We start from the raw sequence: 21,695 nt of genomic DNA, 5'->3' as shown, positions 1-21,695 counted from the left end.
CGCGCCGACAAGGGGCGGTGTGCCCCTGATCTTTGCGTTATAATCCCGCCCTTTAGCCGCCAGCCGCCCACGAGGCCGCTGGCGCATCTCTACCGAATGAAGAGGCTAGTCCCTTGGCATTGACGATTCTTGGCCTGTCCGGCGCCCTTAGCCATGACCCTTCCGCGGCCTTGTACATCGACGGCAAGCTGGTTGCCGCCGCAGAAGAAGAGCGCTTCGTGCGTGACAAGCATGCGAAGAACCGCATGCCCTACGAATCGGCGAAGTTCTGTCTGGAGCAGGCCGGTATCAAGCCGTCCGACGTCGATGTGGTGGCCATTCCGTTCGCCCCCATCAGCCTGTTCGGCAAGGCCCGCTGGCACTACGCCAAACGCTACTGGTACGCCCCGGATCGCGCCCTCGACGCGATCCTGATGGGCAACCGTCGCTACAAGCGCTACCGCAAGAAGATCGTCTGGTGCCTGGAGCAACTGGGCTTCGACCCGAAAAAGGTCAAGATCGAGCCGGTCGAGCACCACCTGGCCCACGCCTCCAGCGCCTACCACTGCTCGGGCTTCAAGGAAAAGACCGCGATCCTGGGCATCGACGGCAAGGGCGAGTACGCCACTACCTTCTTCGGCTACGGCGAAAACGGCAAGATCCACAAGATCAAGGAGTTCTTCGACCCGGATTCGCTGGGTGGCCTGTATGGCGCGATCACCGAGTTCCTGGGCTTCGAGATGCTCGATGGCGAATTCAAGGTCATGGGCATGGCCCCGTATGGCGACGCCAGCAAGTACGATTTCTCCCGTCTGGCCAGCTTCGAGAACGGCGAGCTGGTGATCAACACCGAGTACGCCAACGTCATCGGCCTGCGTCGCTATAAAGAGAAGGGCAAGGGCTTCTACTTCTCGCCCAAGCTGATCGAATGGCTGGGCCCCAAGCGCGAAGGCGATATCGCCGACGAGCCGTACATCCATTACGCGGCCAGCATGCAGGCGCTGTTCGAGAAGCTCGCCTTGCAGATGATCGATCATTACCTGGGCGACATCCTCAAAGAGACCGGCAAGCTGGCCTTCGCTGGTGGCTGTGCGCTGAACGTCAAGCTGAACCAGAAGATCATCGCCCGCCCAGACCTCAAGGAACTGTTCGTCCAGCCGGCCTCCGGCGACGCTGGTACCGCGGTCGGTGCAGCGGCCTACGTGTCCCACGCCCGTGGTGTGCCGGTCGAGAAGATGGAGCACGTCTACCTCGGCCCTGCGTACTCCAACGAGGACGTGATCGCCGCCTGTGCGCGCCATCCGAATGCACCGAAATGGCGCAAGCTCAGCGACATGCCGCAGCGCATCGCCAAGATCATGGTCGACGGCAACCCGGTGGCCTGGTTCCAGGGGCGCATGGAGTTCGGCCCGCGCGCATTGGGTGGTCGTTCGATCATCGGTTGCCCGAGCGTGCCGAACGTCGCCGACCGTATCAACGAGCAGATCAAGTTCCGCGAACGCTGGAGACCATTCTGCCCGTCGATGCTCGACACCGTTGCGCCACAGATGATCAAGATCGACCATCCTGCTCCGTTCATGACCTTCACCTTCGAAGTGGCCGAGGAGTGGAAAACCCGCGTGCCGGAAGTGGTGCACGAGGACGGCACCTCGCGTGCCCAGGTGCTCAAGCGTGAGTACAACCCGCGCTACTACGACATGATGAAGGCGCTCGAGGAGCTGACCGGCAACGGCGTGTCGCTGAACACGTCGCTCAACCGCCGTGGCGAACCGATGATCTGCTCGCCTACCGACGCGCTGAACATGTTCTACGGTTCGGACCTGCAATACCTGATCATGGAAGACATCCTGGTGGTCAAGGACGGCGCGGCCCCGTATGACCAGCCGCTCTGACCTGCGCGTCCTGCAGTTCTGCCATGGCTACGACGGGCCGTTCCTCGACTGCGCCCGTCAGTACGCCAGCCTGTTCGAGGGGCGTGGCTACAAGGTCACCACGGTCTTCCTGACCGGGAAGGCCGACCCGCAGGTGGCCGCTGGCTGCGCCTCCGACGAAGTGCTGTTTCTCGAGTTCAGCTCCAAGGCCGTACGCGGCCTGAAGCTGGGCGCGATCCGTGCGCTGCGCAAGATTGCGGCCGAGCGTCGTTTCAGCTTTTGCATCGCCCACCGCTTCAAGCCGATCTATGTCGCACTGCTGGGCACCGGCTTGCCGGTGATCGGCGTGCACCATGCCTTCGGCGATTACCAGCGCAAGGGGCGACGCCTGTTCGCCAACCTGTTTCGCAAGCGCTTGAGTCTGCTGGGTGTGTCCGACGCCGTGCGTGACGACATGCGCCGCTGTCTGGCGCAGTGGCCGCACGAACGCATCCAAACGCTGTACAACCGTATCGACGTCGAGGCGCTGCAGGCCAGTCTCGTGCCGCGCGACGAGGCGCGGCGTGCCCTGGGGCTCGATGCACAGGCGTGGATCGTCGGCAACGTCGGCCGTCTGCACCCGGACAAGGACCAGGCGACCCTGCTGCGCGGTTTCGCCGAGGCGTTGCCGGGCCTGCCGGCCAATGCGCGGTTGGTGGTGCTGGGCAAGGGGCGGCTGGAAGACACGCTCAAGGCCCAGGCGAGCGAGTTGGGGATTGCCGACCGTGTCGACTTCCTTGGCCAGGTGCCGGATGCCCGCCGCTATTTCCAGGCGTTCGATGTATTCGCCCTGAGCTCTGACCACGAACCTTTCGGCATGGTCCTGCTGGAAGCGATGGTCGCCGGTGTGCCGTTGCTGGCCACGGCCTGTGGTGGTGCGCGCGAAGTGGTTGAAGGCGTAGGCGTGCTGTTCCCGCTGGGCGATGCCGGGCAACTGGCGCAGGGGCTGAAGCACATGGCTGGGCTGAGCGACGATCAGCGTCGCGAATGCGCGCAACTGATGCTGCAGCGCCTGCGCGAGCGGTTTTCCGACGCAGCCGTGCGCCAGGCGTTCTGGCAGTTGCCGCAGGTGCGCGCACTGGAGGCTCGGGCCTGATGCTCAATCATCTGCAAGCCTGGCGCGAACGCGGCTGGGCCGTTATCGATGCGAACGAGTACGCCGACGCCTGGCAGCGGTTCGGCGGCAGTGTCGCCACCCATCCGCTGGTGGTCGAGCAACTGGCTGAACTTGCACAGATTCCGGTGCGCTACCTGGGCTGGTGCCGGGGCGGCGAGCTTGTGGCGGCAGTCCCTACCTGGGGACGGCACCTGGCGTTGTCCAAGGATGTTCTCAAGCGTCATGGCAAGAAGGGGCTGTTCGACCTGGGCAATGCCGAGCTCATCCTGCCTGCAGCCGTTGAAGCGGGTGCGCCCTTGCGCCATGCCGGGCGCTACCTGTCGGAGCTCAATCACGGGCGTTTCGAGGGTTTGAAACCCCAGGCCGAGCAATTGGCCATGGCGCGCCCGCATGAAGACCTTTCGAAGAAATTCCGCTACAACCAGCGCCGCGAACTGCGCCTGCTGGAGGAGGCCGGTGGAGTGGTGCGTCCGATCAGCGACTTCAGCGCCGCGGAGATCGCCGCGATGTACTGCGACCTGTTCCAGCGCCGCTGGAGCTTCCCCGCGACCGGCGCTGCGCGCATGGCCGAAGTCGTCGAGCGCCTGCGCGAGCTGCTGATCGGCTCGGTGCTGTTTCTCGAGGACAAGCCGATCGCCATCCAGTTGATCTATCGGGTCGAGTCGCCCGAATGGATCAGTGTCGAGTACGTCAACGGTGGTGTCGATCCTGAAACCAAGGCCTTCAGCCCCGGCAGCGTACTGAGCTTCCTCAATACCCAGGCCGCCTGGGAAGACGCCAACGCCCGTGGCAAGGCCCTGCGTTTCTCATTCGGCCGTGCCGACCGCGAATACAAGGACCGTTGGTGCAATCCGGTCCCGGTGTATCAGGCATGAGTCGCAAGCAGCAATTGCTCAAGCGCCACCGGCGCAACAAGCGCCTCGGGTTGGTGATCGCGTTGTTGCTGCTGATCGCATTGGGAGCGCTGGCCTGGTGGTGGCTGCCACTGCTGCTGCTGCCGCTCGTCTGGGCTGCCCACGAAGCCTGGTTCGCCGACCATCTGTTCTACGCGCCCGGCGAGGATTACACCTTCGATTTCGGTGAGCACAGCCGTGTCGAGGCCGTCAGCATTCAAGGCGGCGCGCTGAACAGCGATGCATCGTTCGGCGATGATGACACGCTGATCCTCGAGATTCGTGTGAAGTCCGGGTGGCTTGGCCGCTTTCTCGATCCTCGGGTCGAGCTGGTCGCGGACGCCATGCGCGACAGCCAGACCTTCGAGCGCGGTGTCGATGGCGTGCGTTTTCTCAACCTGACCGGCCTTGCTGCGGCCCTGCGCGATGGGCGACTGCGCCTGTCGGGGCGTCACTGTCGGCTGCTGGGCGAACCACGCCTGTGGATAACCCCGGCGGTGGTGTTGCGCCAGCGTCGGATCATGGTGGTCGCGCCCCATGCTGACGATGCAGAGCTGGCGGCCTATGGGCTCTACAGCCAGGCCGACGAGGCCTGGGTGGTTACCTTGACCGCAGGCGAGATCGAGGCCGAGCACTATCAGCAGATGGGCCTGGCCAAGGCCGAGGCGGCGCAGCTCAAGGGGCGCCTGCGCGCCTGGGACAGCATCGCCGTGCCACGCTGGGCCGGGGTGCCGGAGGCCCGTTGCGTGCAGTTGGGTTACTTCTGTCTGCAATTGCCTGCCATGCAGGCTGCGCCGGATCAGCCAGCGGCCTCGCGCGAGGCGGATATGGCCGATATCCGGCCGTTCCGTCGCTTCAATCCGTTTCCGCTACCGGCCGATGCCGATGGTGCGCCGACCTGGAACAACCTGCTGGCCGACTTGCGCGTACTGCTGCAGATGGCTCGCCCGGAAATCCTGGTCATGCCGCACCCGCAGCTCGATCCGCACCCGGATCATCTCTGCGCCCAGGCCGCCGTGCTCGAAGCCCTGCAGGGGCTGGACTGGCAGCCGCAGACCTTGCTGTGCTACGCCAACCACCTGCACGACAACGACCGCTGGCCCATGGGTGACAGCGGCGACGGTGTTGCCCTGCCGCCGCAACTCGAAGCCGCTCAGCCCTGGGCGCCCTGCAGCCTGGTGCTGGACGTGCCGACCCAGCGCGACAAGGCCATGGCGTTGGGCATGATGCACGACCTGCAGCCGCCGGCCCCGTTCAAGCGTCGCCTGCGCCGTCTGTTGCAGCGCTGGCTGGCCGGGCGTCGACCGTCGCCTTACGGGGAGAACGAATTCTTCCGCAAGGCGGTGCGTCGACATGAACTGTTCTGGCGCCGCGAGCTGTGAGTGCCCGATGATTGACCGCGATGGCGTCACGCCCCCAAGGAATGCAATGAAAGTCCTATTTCTGGTGCAGAAGGAACAACGGGCCATCCTCGATCGCCTGTACGACGGCGTCGCGGCCAACTGCGAGTGCGACTTGCGCTGGCTGTCGAGCGACGACCAGCGCAACCTGCGGCGCTACTTCAAGCGTGAAGTGGACGTCGAGCGTTATGACCGTATCGTCTTTTTCCTGCGCTTCAAGCAGGAGATTCGCCAGGTTGGCTTTATCCGCACGGTCCCTAATCTGGTGATCCTCGAGCACGATGCCTACCAGAACTACATTCCCTGCAAATACACCGGCAAGTTCAGCGCGCACTACCGCAAGCTGCCTTGGGCGCGAGTGATCAGCTCTGGCTACATGGTCAGCGAGCGCCTGCGCCAGGAAGGTTTCGATGCGGTGTTCGTGCCCAAGGGCTATGACGAGCAATTGCTGACCGACCAGGGGCGCGAGCGTGATATCGAACTGGCCTTTGTCGGCAGCACCAAGAGCGTCGCCTATAGCGGCCGCAAGGCGTTGCTCGATGAACTGGGGCAGGTGGAAAACCTGGTGGTGACTCGCACCAAGTCCGGTGAAGACTACTGCAACACGCTCAACCGTATCCGCTTCTTCGTCAGTGCCGACGTTGGCATGGGCGAGTACATGATCAAGAACTTCGAGGCCATGGCCTGTGGCTGCGTGCTGCTGGCCTTCGACCAGGGCGAGGCGGAAAACCGTGCGTTGGGTCTTGAGGACATGCACAACGTGGTGCTGTACGACAGCATCCCGGTGCTGCAGGAGAAGTTGCGGACATTACGCGCCGATCCGGCACTCGCCGAACGCATCGCCGCCAATGGCCGCGAACTGGCGGTTTCTGGCTTTAGTTTTGCCCAGGTCGGGCGTAGCATCGTCGACCACATGATGCCCCCCCTCAGACCGCGAGCGCCGCTTAGTGCGTGGCAGCGCCTGCGTCTGAAACTGGGGCTTTGAACCACATCAACCTGTCCGTCGGACGGATCGGAAATGGCCGCAAGGCGGAGGGAGCCCAGTGCGCTTCTCGGAAAACAGTGACATCACGCTGGTGGTAACCAGTTGCGGGCGTTTCGACCTGCTCAAGACAACGCTGGAAAGCTTCGACCGCTACAACACCGCGTCGATCCGTGAGGTGTTCATCACCGAAGACTCGGGAGACGATGCGGTTCACGCGGCCGTTCCCGAGCATTGGAAGGCCCACTGCAAGGTGTTCGTCAACCGGCCCAAGCTGGGGCAGCTGGCGTCGATCGACCTGGCCTACAGCCACGTCAAGACGCCCTACATCTTCCACTGCGAGGATGACTGGAGCTTCTATCGCCAGCACTTTGTCGAGGACTCCCGGCTGATCCTCGAGGCCAGCCCACAGATCCTGCAGGTGTGGCTGCGCAGCCATGCTCACGACCTGGCGATCCATAGCCCCTACATTCGCCTGGGCGACCGGCAGGTCATCGCGCAGGTGCCGTGTTACCCGCTGCTTTCGGATAAAGCCGATTGGCAAGCGTTTTCGCTTAACCCAGGATTGCGCCGCCTGAGCGATTACCAAACCTGCGCACCATTTGCTGCCTATTCTGGAGAGAAGGCGCTGTCGCGTCGTTATGCCGAGCTGGGCCTGACTGCGGTCACGCTCGAGGGCGATGCGGTGCTGCATACTGGTTTCGGTAGCCATGTGACCTTGCCCGAGGAAGTTCAGCGCAAGGCCAAGCGTCGCCAGCGCGATCGGATCAAGCTGGTGGCCGCGCTCGTTGTAGGAACATTGGTCGGTATTGGAATCGGCTTTCTTGCTCATTGAATCGGTTGACCTGGCGGTCGGCCCGCCGGGTATGAGGGAGCTCTACCGATGAATGTTGTCAATGTGATGTGGTCGGGAGGTGCCCCGTACATGTCAGTTCACAAGGTGCACCGTCAGATGTTGTGCCATGTTGCAGAAGGGGCCGAGATCAGCAACTGGCTGCTGCTGGGCGATGGCCTGTGCTGCGGCGAGGGCACGACCCGAGAGTGGCACATGCCGCCTCGAACACTCAAAGGCCGAAGTTTCTGGCGCTGGCTGACGCCTGTGTTGCGGCGCCGTTTGTACAAGGCACTGCAGCAGACCCGCCCCGATGTCTTGCTGCTCGACGGCATGGGTGTTGCGCGCCTTGTCTTGCCGTTGATGCGCCATTTCCCTGATGCGCGAGTGACGGTGCTTTTTCATGGGTCGACTCGGTTGCGCGGCAGCGACATTCGCTTGCTGCGTGCGGTCGAGGCGCACCGCCTGAGCATCGCTGCGGTTTCCCACACCCTTGCCCAGGCGCTGGAGCAGGCGCTTGGTCGTTCTGTCGAAACGCTGCGTGTCGCGCTGGACCCACAGGTGTTCGACGCAGCACTCTTCGAGCGTGACCACGCCAGACGAGAGCTTGCCCTCGTTCAGCGTCCGGGGCCTGTGTTCGGCGCGGTCGGTCGGCTGGTGGAAAGCAAAGGTTTCGAGATGCTGATCGATGCCTTTGCCCAGGTGCACCGGCAGCAGCCGGACGCTCGCCTGGTGATCCTCGGCGACGGCGAGCTGCGAGAGCGCCTCAGCGCCCGTATCCAGGCGCTCGGGCTGGGCGAAAGCGTGCAACTGTGCGGTTATCGTCCCGATCTATCTCAGCTCTATCGTGCCTTCGACTGGCTGCTGGTGCCTTCGCGTTCGGAAGGGCTGGGGCTGGTGCTACAAGAGGCGGTGCTGGCCGATGTGCCGGTGCTGTGCAGCGACCTGCCGGTGTTCCGCGAGCAATTGGGGCAGGCCGGACGCTACCTGCCGGTAGGGGACCAGGCCGCCTGGGCGCATGCCATCGGGGAGTGCAACACGCTCAGCGTCAAGGAGACGGCTGCCGGGCAGCGTGAGGCGCTGGCCCCGGAGCAGGCCTGGCGGGCATTCAGCCAGGGCTCGCGGACGTTGTTGCGGGGTTGAGGCTCAGCGCTCGAGCAGCGCCGACTTCAGTTCGGTGAGTGGGAAGTGGTCGCCGAGCCGCTCCCGTTCGATGTAGTTCGCCAGATGCTGCACGTTGCGCCGAACCATGCGTGCCGACAGCGGAGGGCGCAGGAAACGCATGTCGGCGACATCGATGAGGCCAAGCTGTTGCTCAGGGGTGACCACGACGTTGCCCAGGTGCAATGAACGGAAGTAGATCCCTGAGCGATGAAGGTGGCGGATCAGCGCGATCAGTGCCGGCAGGTAGTCATTCCAGCTGAACCCCGGCAGGCGCGAGCGCTGCAGCAGGGTTTCGCCCGGCAGCGGGCGGTAGAGCACCGCGGTGCGCCCCGGCAGGTCCAGCTTGTGATGGCTGATCACTTCCAGAGTGGGAATGCCCAGTTGCACCAAGCGCGCAGCGTTGTCGATGAAGCGCTGGGAGTAGGGACGCAGCAGCGCAGATGAAATCAGACGCTTACGACGAAAAACCTTGAGGATATTGCCATCCTCGAGCAGGTAGACTTTGGCGCCGTGACTGTCGGCCTCCAGAACCCTGGCGCCGAGTGTCAGCTGATCGAAGTCGGGCTGGGAGAGTCGGGAGCATTGCATGGATGGGTGCCTTGTCTTCTGCAAGCAAAATGACTGGCAATAATGCCGAAAATAATGCGGTTGCACCATGACGGTGTCATTGGACTGATCGGGGGAAGGAATGTTGTATGAAAAGCGCTGGGCCCAGGCCTGGCTCGGATTCGGTTTCGTCTGGTTCCTGGCGGCGATCGCCCTGGCGCCGAGCAACAAGCTCTACCAGCAAGGCCTCATCCTGTTCCTCTGGCTACCGACCCTGGTCTTCGCCTGGTCCGCCCGGCACCTGTTCGTGAGCGGGTGGCGACGTCAGCCGGCACTCTGGACGGCGATTGCACTGTTGTTGGCCTGGGGAGCGTTGAGCCTGGTGTGGTCATCCACCGAAGAGGGCGGACGCGAGGGTAAGCGTCTGGTCTATATCCTGCTGTTCCTTATGGCTTTCCCATTGCTGGCGCAGCTTGGTGCCCACCGTGTGCGTATGTTGTTGCGCATCGGTGGAGTCCTGATGGCGGTTGCTGCACTGATTTCGATCTATCGCTTCTATCATGTGGCCGGCAACGTACTGGTTTCTCGTCTTGAGGGAATCGGTGAAATCAGCCATCCGATCCTGGGCGCCTATGTCGTCGGTGTCATGGCCGTATTGATGCTCAACGATTGTCCGCGCAACCGCTTCGTGCAGTCGGGTTGGCTGCTGGCTCTGGCCTGCCTGGGGGCTTTCATTGCCTTTTGCCAGAGCCGCGGCGCGGGCGTGGCCTTGCTGCTCACTGTGCTGTTGGCGCCATTCTGGATGCGTGATCGGCTCAGCAAGCTGGTCTTCGTGTCATCGCTGCTGATCACTGCCGTCGCGATATTCCTGTTCCAGGACCTGATCATGCAGCGGGGTTCCTCTTACCGGCCCGAGATATTCCAGTCCTCGATGCAGATGATCGAACAGCACCCATGGACCGGCCTGGGGCTTGGCGCGTTCTACCGCGTGGAGGCAATGGGGATCCAGTTCGACCATACCCACAATATGCTCACTCACGTCGCCGTCGAGCTGGGGCTGCCCGGTATGTTGCTGTGGATAGCGGTATGGCTGTTCGCCCTGCGCGAGATCCTGCGTGCCCGGGAGACCATGTTGGGCAAGCTGGCGCTGGCGGTCTGGGTGTTTTCAACTGTGGCCATGCAACTCGATGCGGCAAGCCTGACTGGCACGCCACGGGCGGAGTGGTTCATCAGCTGGTTGCCGGTCGGTCTGGCGATGATGTTGCCGTGGGTGCATGCCGAGCGAAAAGCCTGTGGTAAAATTTCCGGTTCAACCTGAACAGCGAGCTCGATGATGGCCGAAACACCGCGACCGGCGGAGAACCCCACCAGCCTGAAGATCTATTTCAGGCTGCTGGGCTATGTGAAACCCTACATCGGCATTTTCCTGCTGAGCATTGTCGGTTTCGTGATCTTTGCCTCGACCCAGCCGATGCTGGCGGGGATCCTCAAGTACTTCGTCGATGGCCTGAGCAATCCGCAAGCGGTGTTGTTCCCCGACGTTCCCTATCTGCGCGATCTGCAATTGCTGCAGGCGGTGCCGTTGCTGATCATCCTGATCGCTGCCTGGCAAGGGCTCGGGTCGTTCCTCGGCAACTACTATCTGGCCAAGGTCTCCCTCTGCCTGGTCCACGATCTGCGCCTGGAGCTGTTCAACAAGCTGCTGGTGCTGCCCAACCGCTACTTCGACAGTCATAACTCCGGGCACCTGATCTCGCGCATCACCTTCAACGTCACCATGGTCACCGGTGCTGCCACCGACGCGATCAAGGTAGTGATCCGCGAAGGCCTGACGGTGGTGTTCCTGTTCGTCTACCTGCTGTGGATGAACTGGAAGCTCACTCTGGTGATGGTTGCCATCCTGCCGGTCATTGCAGTGATGGTGAGTACCGCCAGCAAGAAATTCCGCAAGCAGAGCAAGAAGATCCAGGTGGCCATGGGCGACGTCACCCACGTGGCCTCCGAAACCATCCAGGGCTACCGCGTGGTGCGCAGCTTCGGCGGCGAAGCCTACGAAGAGCGTCGCTTCAGAAACGCCAGCCAGAGCAACACCGACAAGCAGCTGCGCATGAACAAGACCGGCGCCCTGTACACCCCGGCGCTGCAACTGGTGATCTACAGCGCCATGGCCGCGTTGATGTTCCTGGTGCTGTTCCTGCGTGGCGATGCCTCGGCTGGCGACCTGGTCGCCTACATCACGGCGGCAGGTCTGCTGCCCAAGCCGATTCGCCAGCTTTCGGAGGTCAGCTCGACCATCCAGAAGGGCCTGGCCGGCGCCGAGAGCATCTTCGAGCAGCTCGACGAGAAGCCTGAGGTGGACGGCGGTACCGTGGAGAAGGAGCGTGTCGAGGGTCGTCTGGAGGTGCGCAACCTGAGCTTCACCTACCCAGGCACCGAGCGTCAGGTACTGACCGACATCAGCTTCGTCGCCGAGCCCGGGCAGATGATTGCCCTGGTGGGGCGTTCGGGCAGCGGCAAGTCGACACTGGCGGCGCTGATCCCACGGTTCTACCACCACAACAAGGGCGAGATCCTGCTCGACGGTGTGGAAATCGAACACTATCGCCTGCGCAACCTGCGTCGGCATGTGGCCCAGGTGACCCAGCATGTCACCCTGTTCAATGACACCGTGGCCAACAATATCGCCTATGGCGACCTGGCCGGTGCGCCGCGCGAGGCCATCGAGGCTGCCGCGGCCGATGCCTACGCCAAGGAGTTCGTCGACCAGTTGCCCAAGGGTTTCGACACCGAGGTGGGCGAGAATGGCGTGCTGCTGTCCGGTGGTCAGCGTCAGCGCCTGGCAATCGCCCGGGCGCTGTTGAAGAACGCCCCGCTGCTGATCCTCGACGAGGCGACCTCGGCGCTGGACACCGAGTCCGAGCGGCATATCCAGGCGGCGCTCGACCATGTGATGGAGGGGCGCACCACCCTGGTGATCGCGCATCGGCTGTCGACCATCGAGAAGGCCGACCTGATTCTGGTCATGGACCAGGGGCGTCTGGTCGAGCGTGGTACCCATGTCGAGTTGCTTGAGGCTAATGGCCATTATGCCCGCCTGCACGCCATGGGGCTCGATGAGCCGGACAAGGCCGATATCACTTGAAACCCTCATGAATCGGGGCGTGTGCGCCCCGATTGTCACTGGAATTGTCCCCACCGCAGTTGGCGTTAAAGCCGCCGGCTGCCGTGTGCTAATATCCTGCCCCTGTTCATTTTTTCATATGGGTTGCCCATGAAGTTGTCCATGCCGCGTTTCGATCAAGCCCCGGTACTGGTGGTCGGCGATGTGATGCTCGACCGCTACTGGCATGGCGGTACCTCGCGTATCTCGCCTGAAGCGCCGGTGCCGGTGGTCAAGGTCGACCAGATCGAGGATCGGCCTGGCGGTGCGGCCAACGTTGCCTTGAACATCGCGGCGCTTGGGGCCCCGGCTTCGCTGGTGGGTGTCACCGGCCAGGACGAAGCAGCCGACAGTCTGGCCAACAGCCTGCAGGCCGCAGGTGTGCGTTCGGTGTTCCAGCGTATTGCGCACCAGCCCACCATCGTCAAGCTGCGGGTCATGAGCCGCCACCAGCAACTGCTGCGCATCGATTTCGAAGAGCCCTTCGCCACCGATCCGCTGTCGCTGGGTGCCGAGGTCGATGCACTGCTCGAAGGCGTCAAGGTGCTGGTGCTGTCGGACTACGGCAAGGGCGCACTGAAGAATCACCAGTCGCTGATCCAGGCTGCTCGCAGCAAAGGCATTCCGGTACTGGCCGACCCCAAGGGCAAGGATTTTTCCATCTATCGCGGTGCCAGCCTGATTACCCCCAACCTCAGCGAATTCGAGACCATCGTCGGGCGTTGCGCCGATGAAGCCGAGTTGGTCGCCAAAGGCCTGCAATTGCTCGATGATCTTGACCTCGGCGCGTTGCTGGTGACGCGCGGGGAACACGGCATGACCCTGCTGCGCACCGGGCATCCGGCCTTGCACCTGCCGGCCCGCGCCCGCGAGGTGTTCGATGTCACTGGTGCTGGCGATACCGTTATCTCGACGCTGGCGGCTGCCATTGCCGCAGGCGAGGACCTGCCGCACGCGGTGGCTCTGGCCAACCTGGCCGCTGGCATCGTCGTCGGCAAGCTGGGTACGGCGGCCATCAGCGCCCCGGAATTGCGCCGCGCGATCCAGCGTGAAGAAGGCTCCGAGCGCGGGGTGCTGGGGCTCGAGCAACTGCTGCTGGCCATCGACGACGCGCGTGCGCACAACGAGAAGATCGTCTTCACCAATGGTTGTTTCGACATTCTCCACGCTGGGCATGTGACATACCTGGAGCAGGCTCGCGCCCAAGGGGATCGCCTGATCGTTGCGATCAACGACGATGCTTCGGTCAGCCGTCTCAAGGGGCCTGGGCGTCCGATCAACAGCGTCGATCGCCGCATGGCGGTGCTCGCCGGCCTGGGCGCGGTGGACTGGGTCATCAGTTTCCCTGAGGGAACCCCTGAAAACCTGCTGCGCCAGGTCAAGCCGGATGTGCTGGTCAAGGGGGGCGACTACGGGATCGACCAAGTGGTTGGGGCGGATATCGTCAAGGCCTATGGCGGCACGGTGAAAGTGCTGGGCCTGGTCGAGAACAGCTCGACCACCGCGATCGTCGAGAAAATTCGCAAGAACTGACCTGCCCTTGAAGGCGCAGGGCAGGTGGCAGCGGCCAAGCGCCGCTGCTGCTATTTATGCAGTGTGGTCTTCGCCCGCTGCAACAACGCCCGTGCCTTGTCGCTGAAACGCTGCAGGTGCGAAGGCTTCTCGGGCCGACTCTCCACCAGCCCTTGCTGACGCACCCATTCCCGCCAACGTACGCGTTCCTCTCTCACCACCCAGCCATCCTGCAGGGCGAAGCTTTCGGCCAGGTACAGCCCGCGCGTGCTCGCGGGAACAAGCTGATCCTTCTTCAGGGTGTACAGCTCCGCCAATGGCTGGCCGTCCTTCAGGGGCATCAGGTACAGGTCGGGGCGCTTTCGGTTGAGCCGGGCCACCAGTTGGTCACCTTCCAGGCGCTCGTCGACGTGAAACAGGCTGAGCGACTTGGCCTCCTTGGGTACTTGCAGGCGCAGATCGTAGATCAGTTGCAGCGAGGCGGTGGGCAGGTGCACATAGGCCCGTGGCCGCTCCAGTAGCATCAGGTTGCCGCAGTGTACCGGCCGCGCCGCGCCCGAGGCCGGGCTCAGGGTGAAGGGCAGGGCTTCGCGGTAGTGCAGGGCAGCGGCATACGGGGCGGGTAGCCAGGTGTCGTTGAAGCGTCCGCTCAGCCAGCCTTCCGGGGTTTCCAGCAGGCACTCTTCTGCCACTTCCTGAATGGCAGTGTGCAGTGGGAGGTTGAGCTCCTGGGCAGGTACGTAACCGGAGATCAGCTTGAGTACCACGTCGCCGCGGTCCTGGCGGCGTTGACGCACCAGCACCCAGTAGTCGCGGTTCTGCCAGTTGAGGGTCAGGCGTACCGAAACGCCCAGGTTGGCCAGTTCGATGACGAAGCGTTGGCTGTCATCCAGCTGGATCGCCTTGCGCCGTTGCAGGGTCTGGGCGAAGTTCAGCGGCATACCGATGCTCTGGTAACTCAGGCGTTCGGGGGTGGCTTCGACATGCAGCGGCAGGGTCTTGAAGTTGCTCGGGTTCTTGCGGATAAGCGTACGCGCCACGAGGCTCCTCCTTGCATTCGGCGGCCGCGTGAGCGGCTCAGGCCTGGCCCAGAATACGGGCGACGGTGGCCACGTTGTGGGCCAGGTGCAACGGATTGATGGTGCCGACAATAGCACTGCTCACCCCCGGATGGGTGAACAGCAGCTCGAAGCTGGCCTGTACCGGGTCCACGCCTGCAGACAGGCAGATATGCCCGCTGGCCAGGGCCTTCTTCACCAGGATGGCCTTGCCGTGTTCGGCAGCGTAGTCCAGCACCGGGCGCTCCGCCTGCTCGTTGAGGTTGTAGGTGACCATCGCGCAGTCGCCCTGCTCAAGCGCTTTCAGGCCGCCGGCGGCGGTCTTGCCGGAGAAGCCGTAGCCGAGGATCTTGCCCTCCTGTTTGAGTGCGGCGAGCGTCTGGTAGACCTCTTGCTGCTCGAGAATGGCCAGGTCGTTGCCGTCGGAGTGCACCAGCACCAGTTCGATGCGGTCGGTTTCCAGGCGCTTGAGGCTGCGCTCGACTGAGCGTCGGGTATGGGCGGCGCTGAAGTCGAAGTGCGACAGACCGTTTTCGAACTCTTCGCCGACCTTGCTGACGATGATCCACTCGTCACGCTGGCCACGCAGCAGCGGGCCGAGACGCTCTTCGCTGCGGCCATAGGCCGGCGCGGTGTCGATCAGGTTGATGCCCAGCTCGCGAGCCTGCGACAGCAGCAGGCGGGCATCGTCGTCGCCGGGAATGGTGAAGCCGTTGGGATATTTCACGCCCTGGTCGCGGCCAAGCTTGACCGTGCCCAGCCCCAGTGGCGATACCTTCAGGCCGGTGCTGCCCAACGGGCGGTGGAAATCGTGCAGGGTCGGCAGGCTCATGGCAGCAGTTGCTCCCAGGCTGGCGCGCCGAGCGGTGGACGCGGCAGGTCCGTCAGATCGACCTGGGCGCTCGGGCGAATACCATCGCGTTCGAAGGCGGCCAGGATGCGGTCGGAGAAGTCTGGCGCCAGCGCCAGTTTGGTCGGCCAGCCAACCAGCAGGCGATCCTGCTCGCTGAGGAACGCGTTGTCGGGGCGCACCAGGCCCGACTGTGCGGGCTCTGCGCGATCGACGCGCAAGGTCGCCCAGCGCACCTGGCTTTGATCGACCCAGGGCAGCAGGCTGGCGATCTCTTTTTGCGCCGCAGCGATCTGCGCGGCCGGCTCGCGTGCCACGCCATCGGCTTCGGCGAGGTCGCCGCCCAGATACCAGACCCACTGGCCATCGGCCGCCGGGTGGGTGGTCACGGTGACCCGTGGCTTGGGCCCACCGCCCAGGCAGTGGGCGTACAGTGGCTTGAGGTTGGGGCCCTTGGCCAGGACCATGTGCAAGGGGCGGCGTTGCTGCGCGGGCTGGCTCAGGCCGAGGGCATGCAACAGGTCCTCGGTGCCGCCGCCGGCACTGAGCACGATGCGTTGGGCACGGATCTCGCGGCCATCGACCTTCAGGCCGACCAGCGCCTGGCCGTCGCGCAGAGGCTCGATCCGCTCGCCGGCGAGCAGGCTGTCACCGGCGAGCTGCGCGAGGTTGGCGAGCAGGCTGGGCACATCGATGACCAGCTCGGCCAGGCGGTAGACCTTGCCTTTGAACGCGCGATCCTGCAGGGCAGGGGGCAGTTGCTCGCCCTTGACCTGGTCGACCCGGCCTCGCACGGCCTTGCTGGCGAAGAAGCTGGTGAGGTTGCCGGCCAGGGTGCCCGGCGACCAGAGATAGTGGGCGTCCGAGAGCAGGCGGGTGTCGCGCAGGTCCAGCTCGCCGCTGCCGGCCAGCGCCTCGCGCCAGCGCCGCGGCATGTCGGCGATGGCCTCCGAAGCGCCGGTCAGCGCGCCATGCAGGGCGTACTTGGTGCCGCCATGGATGATGCCCTGGGACTTGATGGTCTGCTCGCCGCCAAGGCTGGCGCGCTCCACCAGCACCGTCGAATAGCCCTGGCGACGCAGCCGGGCATTGAGCCAGAGGCCTGCGACCCCGGCGCCGACGATGAGTACGTCAGTGGAAATGGCGGATGGCATGCGGGCACCTCGAAAACTGGAACGATTGCCCAGTATACAGCCCGTGCCCGGCAATGTTGCCTATCGATCAATGCCCAGCAGTCTTGGAGAAGAGCTGGATCACCACCACGCCCCCTACGATCATCGCCATCCCCAGCATGGCCGGCACATCCAGCTTCTGCCCATAGATCACCAGCGCTGCGAGGCTGATCAGCACGATCCCCATGCCGGACCACACCGCGTAGGCGATACCCACCGGGATGCTGCGCACCACCAGCGTGAGCATCCAGAAAGCCACGGCATAGCCGCACACCATCAGCAGCAGCGGCAACGGCGTACTCAGGCCCTTGACCGCTTTCATCGAAGCGGTGGCGATGACTTCGGCGCAGATGGCGATGGTGAGATAGGTGTAGGCATTCATGATCGGTTTCCTCTGGTTACTGGTCGGGCATTCTAGGTTGTTCCTGATTGCGGTAAAGTCATTACCTATCGATTCTGGAGATAGGTAATGGCCGAACAGTGGAACCTTGAACAGTTGCGGCTTTTCGTCCAGGTCGCCGAGCTACGCTCGTTTTCTGCCGTCGCCCGTGCCCAGCGCAAAGCGCAGTCGGCCGTGAGCAACGCCATTGCGCTGCTCGAAGCAGACCTTGGCGTGACACTTTTCGAACGCAGCAGTGGTCGCCAGCCGCGCCTGACCGAAAGTGGCGAAGCCTTGCTGCGTGACGCCCAGGAGTTGTTGCGTCAGTGCGAGCGGCTCGATGGTCGCGCCCAGGCCTTGATGCGCGGCCAGGAACCGCTGCTGCGGGTGGCCCAGGATGAAGCCATGCCCTACCAGCCGGTGATCGACAGCCTCGATGAACTGGCCAGCCAGTTCCCCTTTCTCCAGGTGCAGCTGGCCAGCGGTGCACAGGGCGACGTGGCGCGCAAGCTGGTTGAGCGACGCGCGGACCTCGGCTTGTTCTTCCATCACGAAAGCATCCCGGACTCGCTGGAGCGTCGCACCCTGGGCAGCGTCGAGATGGTCACGGTCTGTGCTACGCATCATCCGCTTGCCCATGCCGGGCGGGTAACCTGCCAGCAGCTGGCGCGCCACCGGCAGTTGCTCATCGCCCCACAGGACAGCGACTATCCGGGCGGCGAGCCGGTCAGCGCTCAGGTCTGGCGTGCCGACAGCTTCTATGTCATGGCCGAACTGCTGATGCGAGGCCTGGGCTGGGCCTGGCTGCCGCGGCATGTGGTGCAGTACCCGACGTACCAGGCGCACATGGTCGAACTCGACAGCGAATGGCGTCCGCCTGCGCTGGTCGCTGAGCTGGCGTGGCGGCGCGACGAGCCGCTTGGGCCGGCAGCTCAGTGGCTGGCTGAACGCTTTGCCATGCACCTGCGGGCAATCGGCTAGGCCAACAGCCCTTTTGCTGCCGATCCCAGGGGCCGTCTTCAACGCTCTATGGGCGAGTGCAGACACATTTCAGACAGACCCTAGTAAACTGCGACGCCATGAACAGAACCCTCTACACCCTGCTGTTTCACCTGGGCCTGCCGCTGGTTGCGCTGCGCCTGTTCCTGCGTGGGCGCAAGGCGCCAGCGTATCGCCAGCGCATCGCCGAGCGCTTTGCCTGCAAGCTCCCGGCCATGCGCCAGGGTGGCATCTGGGTGCATGCGGTGTCGGTGGGCGAGAGCATCGCTGCGGCGCCGATGGTCAAGGCACTGCTCAAGGCCTACCCGGACCTGCCCATCACGCTGACTTGCATGACACCGACCGGTTCGGAGCGTATCCGCGCGATGTTCGCCAGCGAGCCGCGGGTCCAGCACTGCTATCTACCCTACGACCTGCCCTGGGCAGCGGCGCGTTTCCTCGATCATGTGCGTCCGAAGCTTGGCGTCATCATGGAAACCGAGCTGTGGCCCAACCACATCCACCAGTGTGCCAGGCGCGGTATCCCCGTTGCCCTGGCCAATGCGCGGCTGTCGGAGCGCTCGGCACGCGGTTATGCCCGCTTCGCCGGGCTGACTCGGCCGATGCTCGAAGAGATGAGCCTGATTGCGGTACAGACCGAGACTGAAGCAGAGCGTTTCCGCAGCCTGGGCGCCCGCGCGCAGTGCGTGCAGGTGACCGGCTCGATCAAGTTCGACCTGAAGGTGGATGATCAACTGCTGCCACGCGCACGCCAATTGCGCGAGCAGTGGGCGGCGACGCAGCGCCCGGTATGGATCGCCGCCAGCACGCATGAGGGTGAAGATGCGCTCATTCTCGAGGCTCATCAGCGCCTGTTGCAGGTTCATGGCGATGCATTGTTGATCCTGGTGCCGCGTCACCCGGAGCGTTTCGATGCAGTACACGCGCTGTGTCGCGAACGTTTCACTACAGTGCGGCGTTCTTCAGGAACGGCGGTGGACGGGCAGGTCCAGGTCCTGCTTGGCGATACCATGGGCGAGTTGATGTTCCTCTATGCCCTGGCCGATATCACCTTCGTCGGCGGCAGCCTGGTGCCCACGGGCGGACACAATCCGCTGGAACCGGCGGCGTTGGCATTGCCGGTGATCACTGGGCCCCATGTGTTCAACTTCCTCGAGATCACTGCGATGTTGCGTGAGGCCGGGGCGCTGCAGCAGGTGGACGATACGGAAGGCTTGGCCGTGGCAGTGCGTCGTCTGATCGAGTTGCCGCAGGACGGCCGGCGCATGGGCAAGGCGGGCAGGGCGGTGATGCAAGCCAATCAAGGGGCCTTGCAACGCCTGCTCGAGGGGCTGGGCGGCTTGCTGGGGTGTCGGTAATTAAGTGAGGCCTCTGCCCACTGACCCTTGTTTACCTTGATCAAGACGCGCGCCATGCCGGCGCGCTTTGATCAAGGTAAACATCATGGTATTCAAGACATTAGCGCTATTGCTGTCGGTAGTGGTCCTGCCGGCTCATGCCTTCATCGTACCGCGGCCCTACCCGGGAAAGGCCGCCCCGGCGCCACGGGTCAGCATGATGGTCGATTACGCGGACTCCAAGGCGAAGATCGATCATGCCGGGGACTTCCTCACTCCGGATTGGAACGCTTCCTTCGCAGTGGACGATGAGTCCAGGGGGCGACTGTGGTTCCTGGAGAAAGCGTTTGGAGGGAAGAACTTCAAGGAATCCGTCACCCTGACCAGTGGTGGCAAGCGCTGCAAGTTCACCCTTCGTTTCGATGCATCGAGCCGCGAGGTGAGGGCCAGCACGACGTCCTCCGGGTCGGAGTTGGCAGACTGCAGGAGCTCGATCGAGATGAACGGTGAAGTGCTCGATGTGCGATTCACAATGAACTGAAGTGGCGAGCGGCCTGCACGTGGGGCGCACGTGCAGGCCGCTCTCTTGAAGTGCGTTGGGGTCTGGTTCAGGGTCGCCGTTCGAAGTTCTTCGCCGCTGCCGCAGCCAGATCCGGTGGCAGGAAGTCCTTGTCCGGGTTGTAGTCGGCTTTCAGGTAGCGCCCCAGGTCCTGCAAATCTTGCGGGCTCAGGGTGCCAGCGGCCTGTTTGAGGCGCAGGTTGTCGAGGATGTAGTCGTAGCGGCTGTTGTTGTAGTCGCGCACCGACGTGTAGAGCTGACGCTGGGCGTCGAGCACATCGACGATGTTGCGGGTTCCGACCTGATAGCCGATCTCGGTAGCTTCCAGGGCGCTCTGGTTGGAGATGATCGACTGCTTGCGGGCCTGCACCTGCTCCACATCGGTATTCACCGCGCGGTGCAGGTTGCGGGTGTTCTCCACCACCTGGCGGCGCAGGCTTTCGCGCTGCTGTTCGCTTTGGCTCAGGCGGGCATAGGCTTCACGCACCTGCGAGCTGGTCAGCCCGCCGCTGTAGATCGGGATGTTCAACTGCAGGCCAATGCTGGTCTGCTCCACATCACCGCCGTAGCGCACGCCTGGTTGTGGCGCTGGGTTGGTGAAGCCGAGGTTGTCGTTGTCGCCTTTCTGGTAGCGCGCCACGGCGTCGAGGGTCGGGGCGTGGCCGGCCTTGCGCTGGCGCAAGGTTTCCTCGGCGGCATCGACGGCGTGGTTGGTCGCCAGCAGGTTGAGGTTCTGCCTTGCGGCGGTCTCCACCCAGGCCTTGGCGTCGTTGGGCGCCGGCACCTGCACCGGCAGGCTGTGGACCACACCCTGCAGCGATCCGTACTCACGGTTGGTCAGGGTCACCAGCGCCTCGAACGCGTCCTGCACCTGGCGCTCGGCGATGATCCGGTTGGCACGGGCGGTGTCGTAGCTGGCCTGGGATTGCAGTACGTCGGTCTTGTCGGAGAGCCCGACGTCGAAACGCTCGTTGGATTGGTCGAGCTGGCGCTTGAATGCTGCTTCCTCGGCCTTGGTCGAGGCCAGGTTGTCCTGCGCGCGCAAGACAGCGAAGTAGTTTTCGGCCGTTTGCAGGATCAGGTTCTGCTCGGTGGCCGACAGCTCCAGCGCCGCTTGCTCGTTGACCGCCTCGGCGGCCTGCAGCTGGAACCAGCGGTCGGCACGGAAGATCGGCTGCGACAGCGTGGCACTCCAGGAGTTACCGCTGCGGTTGGAGGTGATCGAGGGTTCGTCCAGCTTGGTGCGGGTGTTCATCATTTCTGCACCGGCGGACAGATTGGGCAGCAGGCCTGCCCTGGCCTGGGGCACCACTTCGCGGCGGGCGCCGTAGTCGGCGCGGGCGGCGGCGAGGTCGGCGTTGTTGTTCACCGCTTCCTGGTAGACGCTGACCAGGTCGGTCTTCACCGTCGTGGGCACATCCGCTGCCCAGACCACTCCGTTGGACGCACAAGACACGGCAATCGCCAGTGAAAGTTTGCGCAGCATAGGGCAATCCTTGTACGAAATTGAATTTCTGAACTGTTGAGTATCGTGCGATGCGCCAGTGTAGTGCCGCGCGCCGTCGGCAACAATCCGCCTGTTGCGCCTTTCGTCTCCCGTGCATTTACGGGCTTGGCTTTGCCGACCACTCCAGTCTAGACTGCGCACGTTCTTGTCGGGGTGCCTTGAATCGAAGGCTGAGATCGGAGAGTTTCCGGATCCCGTTGAACCTGATCAGGTTAGCGCCTGCGTAGGGAACAAGATTGCTCGCCTTCCCGGGGAGCCTCTTGTGCCAGGTCCGGGAATGTCAGCGCTGTCATGCAGCCAAGGCACCCCCATGTATCCGGCACTGCACTCCATCCAAGG

At 63.7% G+C, this 21,695-nt stretch carries 19 protein-coding genes and 1 riboswitch; of the genes, 13 read left to right on the top strand and 6 right to left on the bottom strand.

Features of this window, described 5'->3' with window-relative positions; translation table 11 throughout:
• Nucleotides 1-113: 113 nt before the first annotated feature.
• Genes ACK3BK_RS22980 through ACK3BK_RS22950 form a run of 7 tightly spaced genes read left to right on the top strand, consistent with a single transcriptional unit; the run spans nucleotide 114 to nucleotide 8,256 of the window.
• The gene (locus ACK3BK_RS22980; protein ID WP_186665871.1) at nucleotides 114-1,871 is read left to right on the top strand and encodes a carbamoyltransferase; all 1,758 of its coding nucleotides are present in this window, start codon (nucleotides 114-116) and stop codon (nucleotides 1,869-1,871) included.
• On the top strand, nucleotides 1,855-2,985 hold the full coding sequence (locus tag ACK3BK_RS22975; protein WP_288374109.1) for a glycosyltransferase: 1,131 nt from the start codon (nucleotides 1,855-1,857) through the stop codon (nucleotides 2,983-2,985). The genes ACK3BK_RS22980 and ACK3BK_RS22975 overlap by 17 nt, the downstream gene beginning before the upstream one ends.
• Nucleotides 2,985-3,881 (top strand): antimicrobial resistance protein Mig-14, encoded by an 897-nt coding sequence (locus ACK3BK_RS22970; RefSeq protein ID WP_411383387.1) that lies wholly within the window; start codon nucleotides 2,985-2,987, stop codon nucleotides 3,879-3,881. The genes ACK3BK_RS22975 and ACK3BK_RS22970 overlap by 1 nt, the downstream gene beginning before the upstream one ends.
• Nucleotides 3,878-5,281 carry a PIG-L deacetylase family protein gene (locus ACK3BK_RS22965; RefSeq protein WP_411383386.1) on the top strand — a complete coding sequence of 468 codons (1,404 nt, stop codon included), beginning with the start codon at nucleotides 3,878-3,880 and terminating at the stop codon, nucleotides 5,279-5,281. The genes ACK3BK_RS22970 and ACK3BK_RS22965 overlap by 4 nt, the downstream gene beginning before the upstream one ends.
• A 46-nt stretch (nucleotides 5,282-5,327) precedes the next feature.
• Entirely contained in the window at nucleotides 5,328-6,284 is a 957-nt protein-coding gene (locus ACK3BK_RS22960; protein ID WP_186665879.1) for a glycosyltransferase, read from the top strand.
• 58 nt (nucleotides 6,285-6,342) lie between these two features.
• On the top strand, nucleotides 6,343-7,116 hold the full coding sequence (locus tag ACK3BK_RS22955) for a glycosyltransferase family 2 protein (protein ID WP_186665881.1): 774 nt from the start codon (nucleotides 6,343-6,345) through the stop codon (nucleotides 7,114-7,116).
• 48 nt (nucleotides 7,117-7,164) lie between these two features.
• On the top strand, nucleotides 7,165-8,256 hold the full coding sequence (locus ACK3BK_RS22950) for a glycosyltransferase (protein ID WP_411383385.1): 1,092 nt from the start codon (nucleotides 7,165-7,167) through the stop codon (nucleotides 8,254-8,256).
• Nucleotides 8,257-8,259: 3 nt separating this feature from the next.
• On the opposite strand, the gene ACK3BK_RS22945 is transcribed toward ACK3BK_RS22950, so the two are convergent.
• A complete protein-coding gene (locus ACK3BK_RS22945; protein WP_186708231.1) occupies nucleotides 8,260-8,865 on the bottom strand; it encodes a toluene tolerance protein in 606 nt (201 codons plus the stop codon).
• A 100-nt stretch (nucleotides 8,866-8,965) separates the two neighbouring features.
• Here ACK3BK_RS22945 and ACK3BK_RS22940 point away from each other — a divergent pair, with 100 nt between their 5' ends.
• The 3 genes from ACK3BK_RS22940 to hldE all read left to right on the top strand — a co-directional run bounded on the left by ACK3BK_RS22940 (nucleotide 8,966) and on the right by hldE (nucleotide 13,516).
• A complete protein-coding gene (locus ACK3BK_RS22940; RefSeq protein WP_411383384.1) occupies nucleotides 8,966-10,141 on the top strand; it encodes an O-antigen ligase family protein in 1,176 nt (391 codons plus the stop codon).
• 15 nt (nucleotides 10,142-10,156) lie between these two features.
• Nucleotides 10,157-11,965 carry a lipid A export permease/ATP-binding protein MsbA gene (gene msbA / locus ACK3BK_RS22935; RefSeq protein ID WP_186708227.1) on the top strand — a complete coding sequence of 603 codons (1,809 nt, stop codon included), beginning with the start codon at nucleotides 10,157-10,159 and terminating at the stop codon, nucleotides 11,963-11,965.
• A gap of 129 nt (nucleotides 11,966-12,094) precedes the next feature.
• Nucleotides 12,095-13,516, top strand: coding sequence for a bifunctional D-glycero-beta-D-manno-heptose-7-phosphate kinase/D-glycero-beta-D-manno-heptose 1-phosphate adenylyltransferase HldE (gene hldE / locus ACK3BK_RS22930; protein WP_151926040.1), 1,422 nt, complete (start codon nucleotides 12,095-12,097; stop codon nucleotides 13,514-13,516).
• A gap of 50 nt (nucleotides 13,517-13,566) precedes the next feature.
• Here hldE and ACK3BK_RS22925 read toward each other — a convergent pair whose 3' ends face one another.
• From ACK3BK_RS22925 to ACK3BK_RS22910, 4 genes are all read right to left on the bottom strand, one after another.
• The gene (locus ACK3BK_RS22925) at nucleotides 13,567-14,535 is read right to left on the bottom strand and encodes a metal ABC transporter ATPase (protein ID WP_186708225.1); all 969 of its coding nucleotides are present in this window, start codon (nucleotides 14,533-14,535) and stop codon (nucleotides 13,567-13,569) included.
• 37 nt (nucleotides 14,536-14,572) lie between these two features.
• The gene (locus ACK3BK_RS22920) at nucleotides 14,573-15,385 is read right to left on the bottom strand and encodes an aldo/keto reductase (protein WP_186665887.1); all 813 of its coding nucleotides are present in this window, start codon (nucleotides 15,383-15,385) and stop codon (nucleotides 14,573-14,575) included.
• Nucleotides 15,382-16,557 carry an NAD(P)/FAD-dependent oxidoreductase gene (locus tag ACK3BK_RS22915; RefSeq protein ID WP_411383383.1) on the bottom strand — a complete coding sequence of 392 codons (1,176 nt, stop codon included), beginning with the start codon at nucleotides 16,555-16,557 and terminating at the stop codon, nucleotides 15,382-15,384. Before ACK3BK_RS22915 ends, ACK3BK_RS22920 begins: the two co-directional genes overlap by 4 nt.
• Nucleotides 16,558-16,624: 67 nt before the next feature.
• Entirely contained in the window at nucleotides 16,625-16,957 is a 333-nt protein-coding gene (locus ACK3BK_RS22910; protein WP_186665890.1) for a DMT family transporter, read from the bottom strand.
• A gap of 87 nt (nucleotides 16,958-17,044) precedes the next feature.
• Between ACK3BK_RS22910 and ACK3BK_RS22905 the strand changes: the two genes are divergently transcribed.
• From ACK3BK_RS22905 to ACK3BK_RS22895, 3 genes are all read left to right on the top strand, one after another.
• Complete coding sequence (locus tag ACK3BK_RS22905; RefSeq protein ID WP_186708219.1) at nucleotides 17,045-17,935, top strand: LysR family transcriptional regulator; 891 nt, start codon at nucleotides 17,045-17,047, stop codon at nucleotides 17,933-17,935.
• 98 nt (nucleotides 17,936-18,033) lie between these two features.
• Nucleotides 18,034-19,311, top strand: coding sequence for a lipid IV(A) 3-deoxy-D-manno-octulosonic acid transferase (gene waaA, locus ACK3BK_RS22900; protein ID WP_288374119.1), 1,278 nt, complete (start codon nucleotides 18,034-18,036; stop codon nucleotides 19,309-19,311).
• Between the two features lie 85 nt (nucleotides 19,312-19,396).
• On the top strand, nucleotides 19,397-19,831 hold the full coding sequence (locus tag ACK3BK_RS22895; protein WP_186665893.1) for a hypothetical protein: 435 nt from the start codon (nucleotides 19,397-19,399) through the stop codon (nucleotides 19,829-19,831).
• Between the two features lie 67 nt (nucleotides 19,832-19,898).
• On the opposite strand, the gene ACK3BK_RS22890 is transcribed toward ACK3BK_RS22895, so the two are convergent.
• A complete protein-coding gene (locus ACK3BK_RS22890; protein WP_054893157.1) occupies nucleotides 19,899-21,335 on the bottom strand; it encodes a TolC family outer membrane protein in 1,437 nt (478 codons plus the stop codon).
• A 160-nt stretch (nucleotides 21,336-21,495) separates the two neighbouring features.
• Nucleotides 21,496-21,603: riboswitch (TPP riboswitch) on the top strand.
• Nucleotides 21,604-21,695 lie beyond the last annotated feature (92 nt).

The organism is Pseudomonas sp. L7 (assembly GCF_046605565.1).
Taxonomy (GTDB): domain Bacteria; phylum Pseudomonadota; class Gammaproteobacteria; order Pseudomonadales; family Pseudomonadaceae; genus Aquipseudomonas; species Aquipseudomonas wayambapalatensis.
The sequence above is the reverse complement of the archived record's forward strand: the minus strand, read 5'-3'. Positions and strand labels throughout refer to the sequence as shown.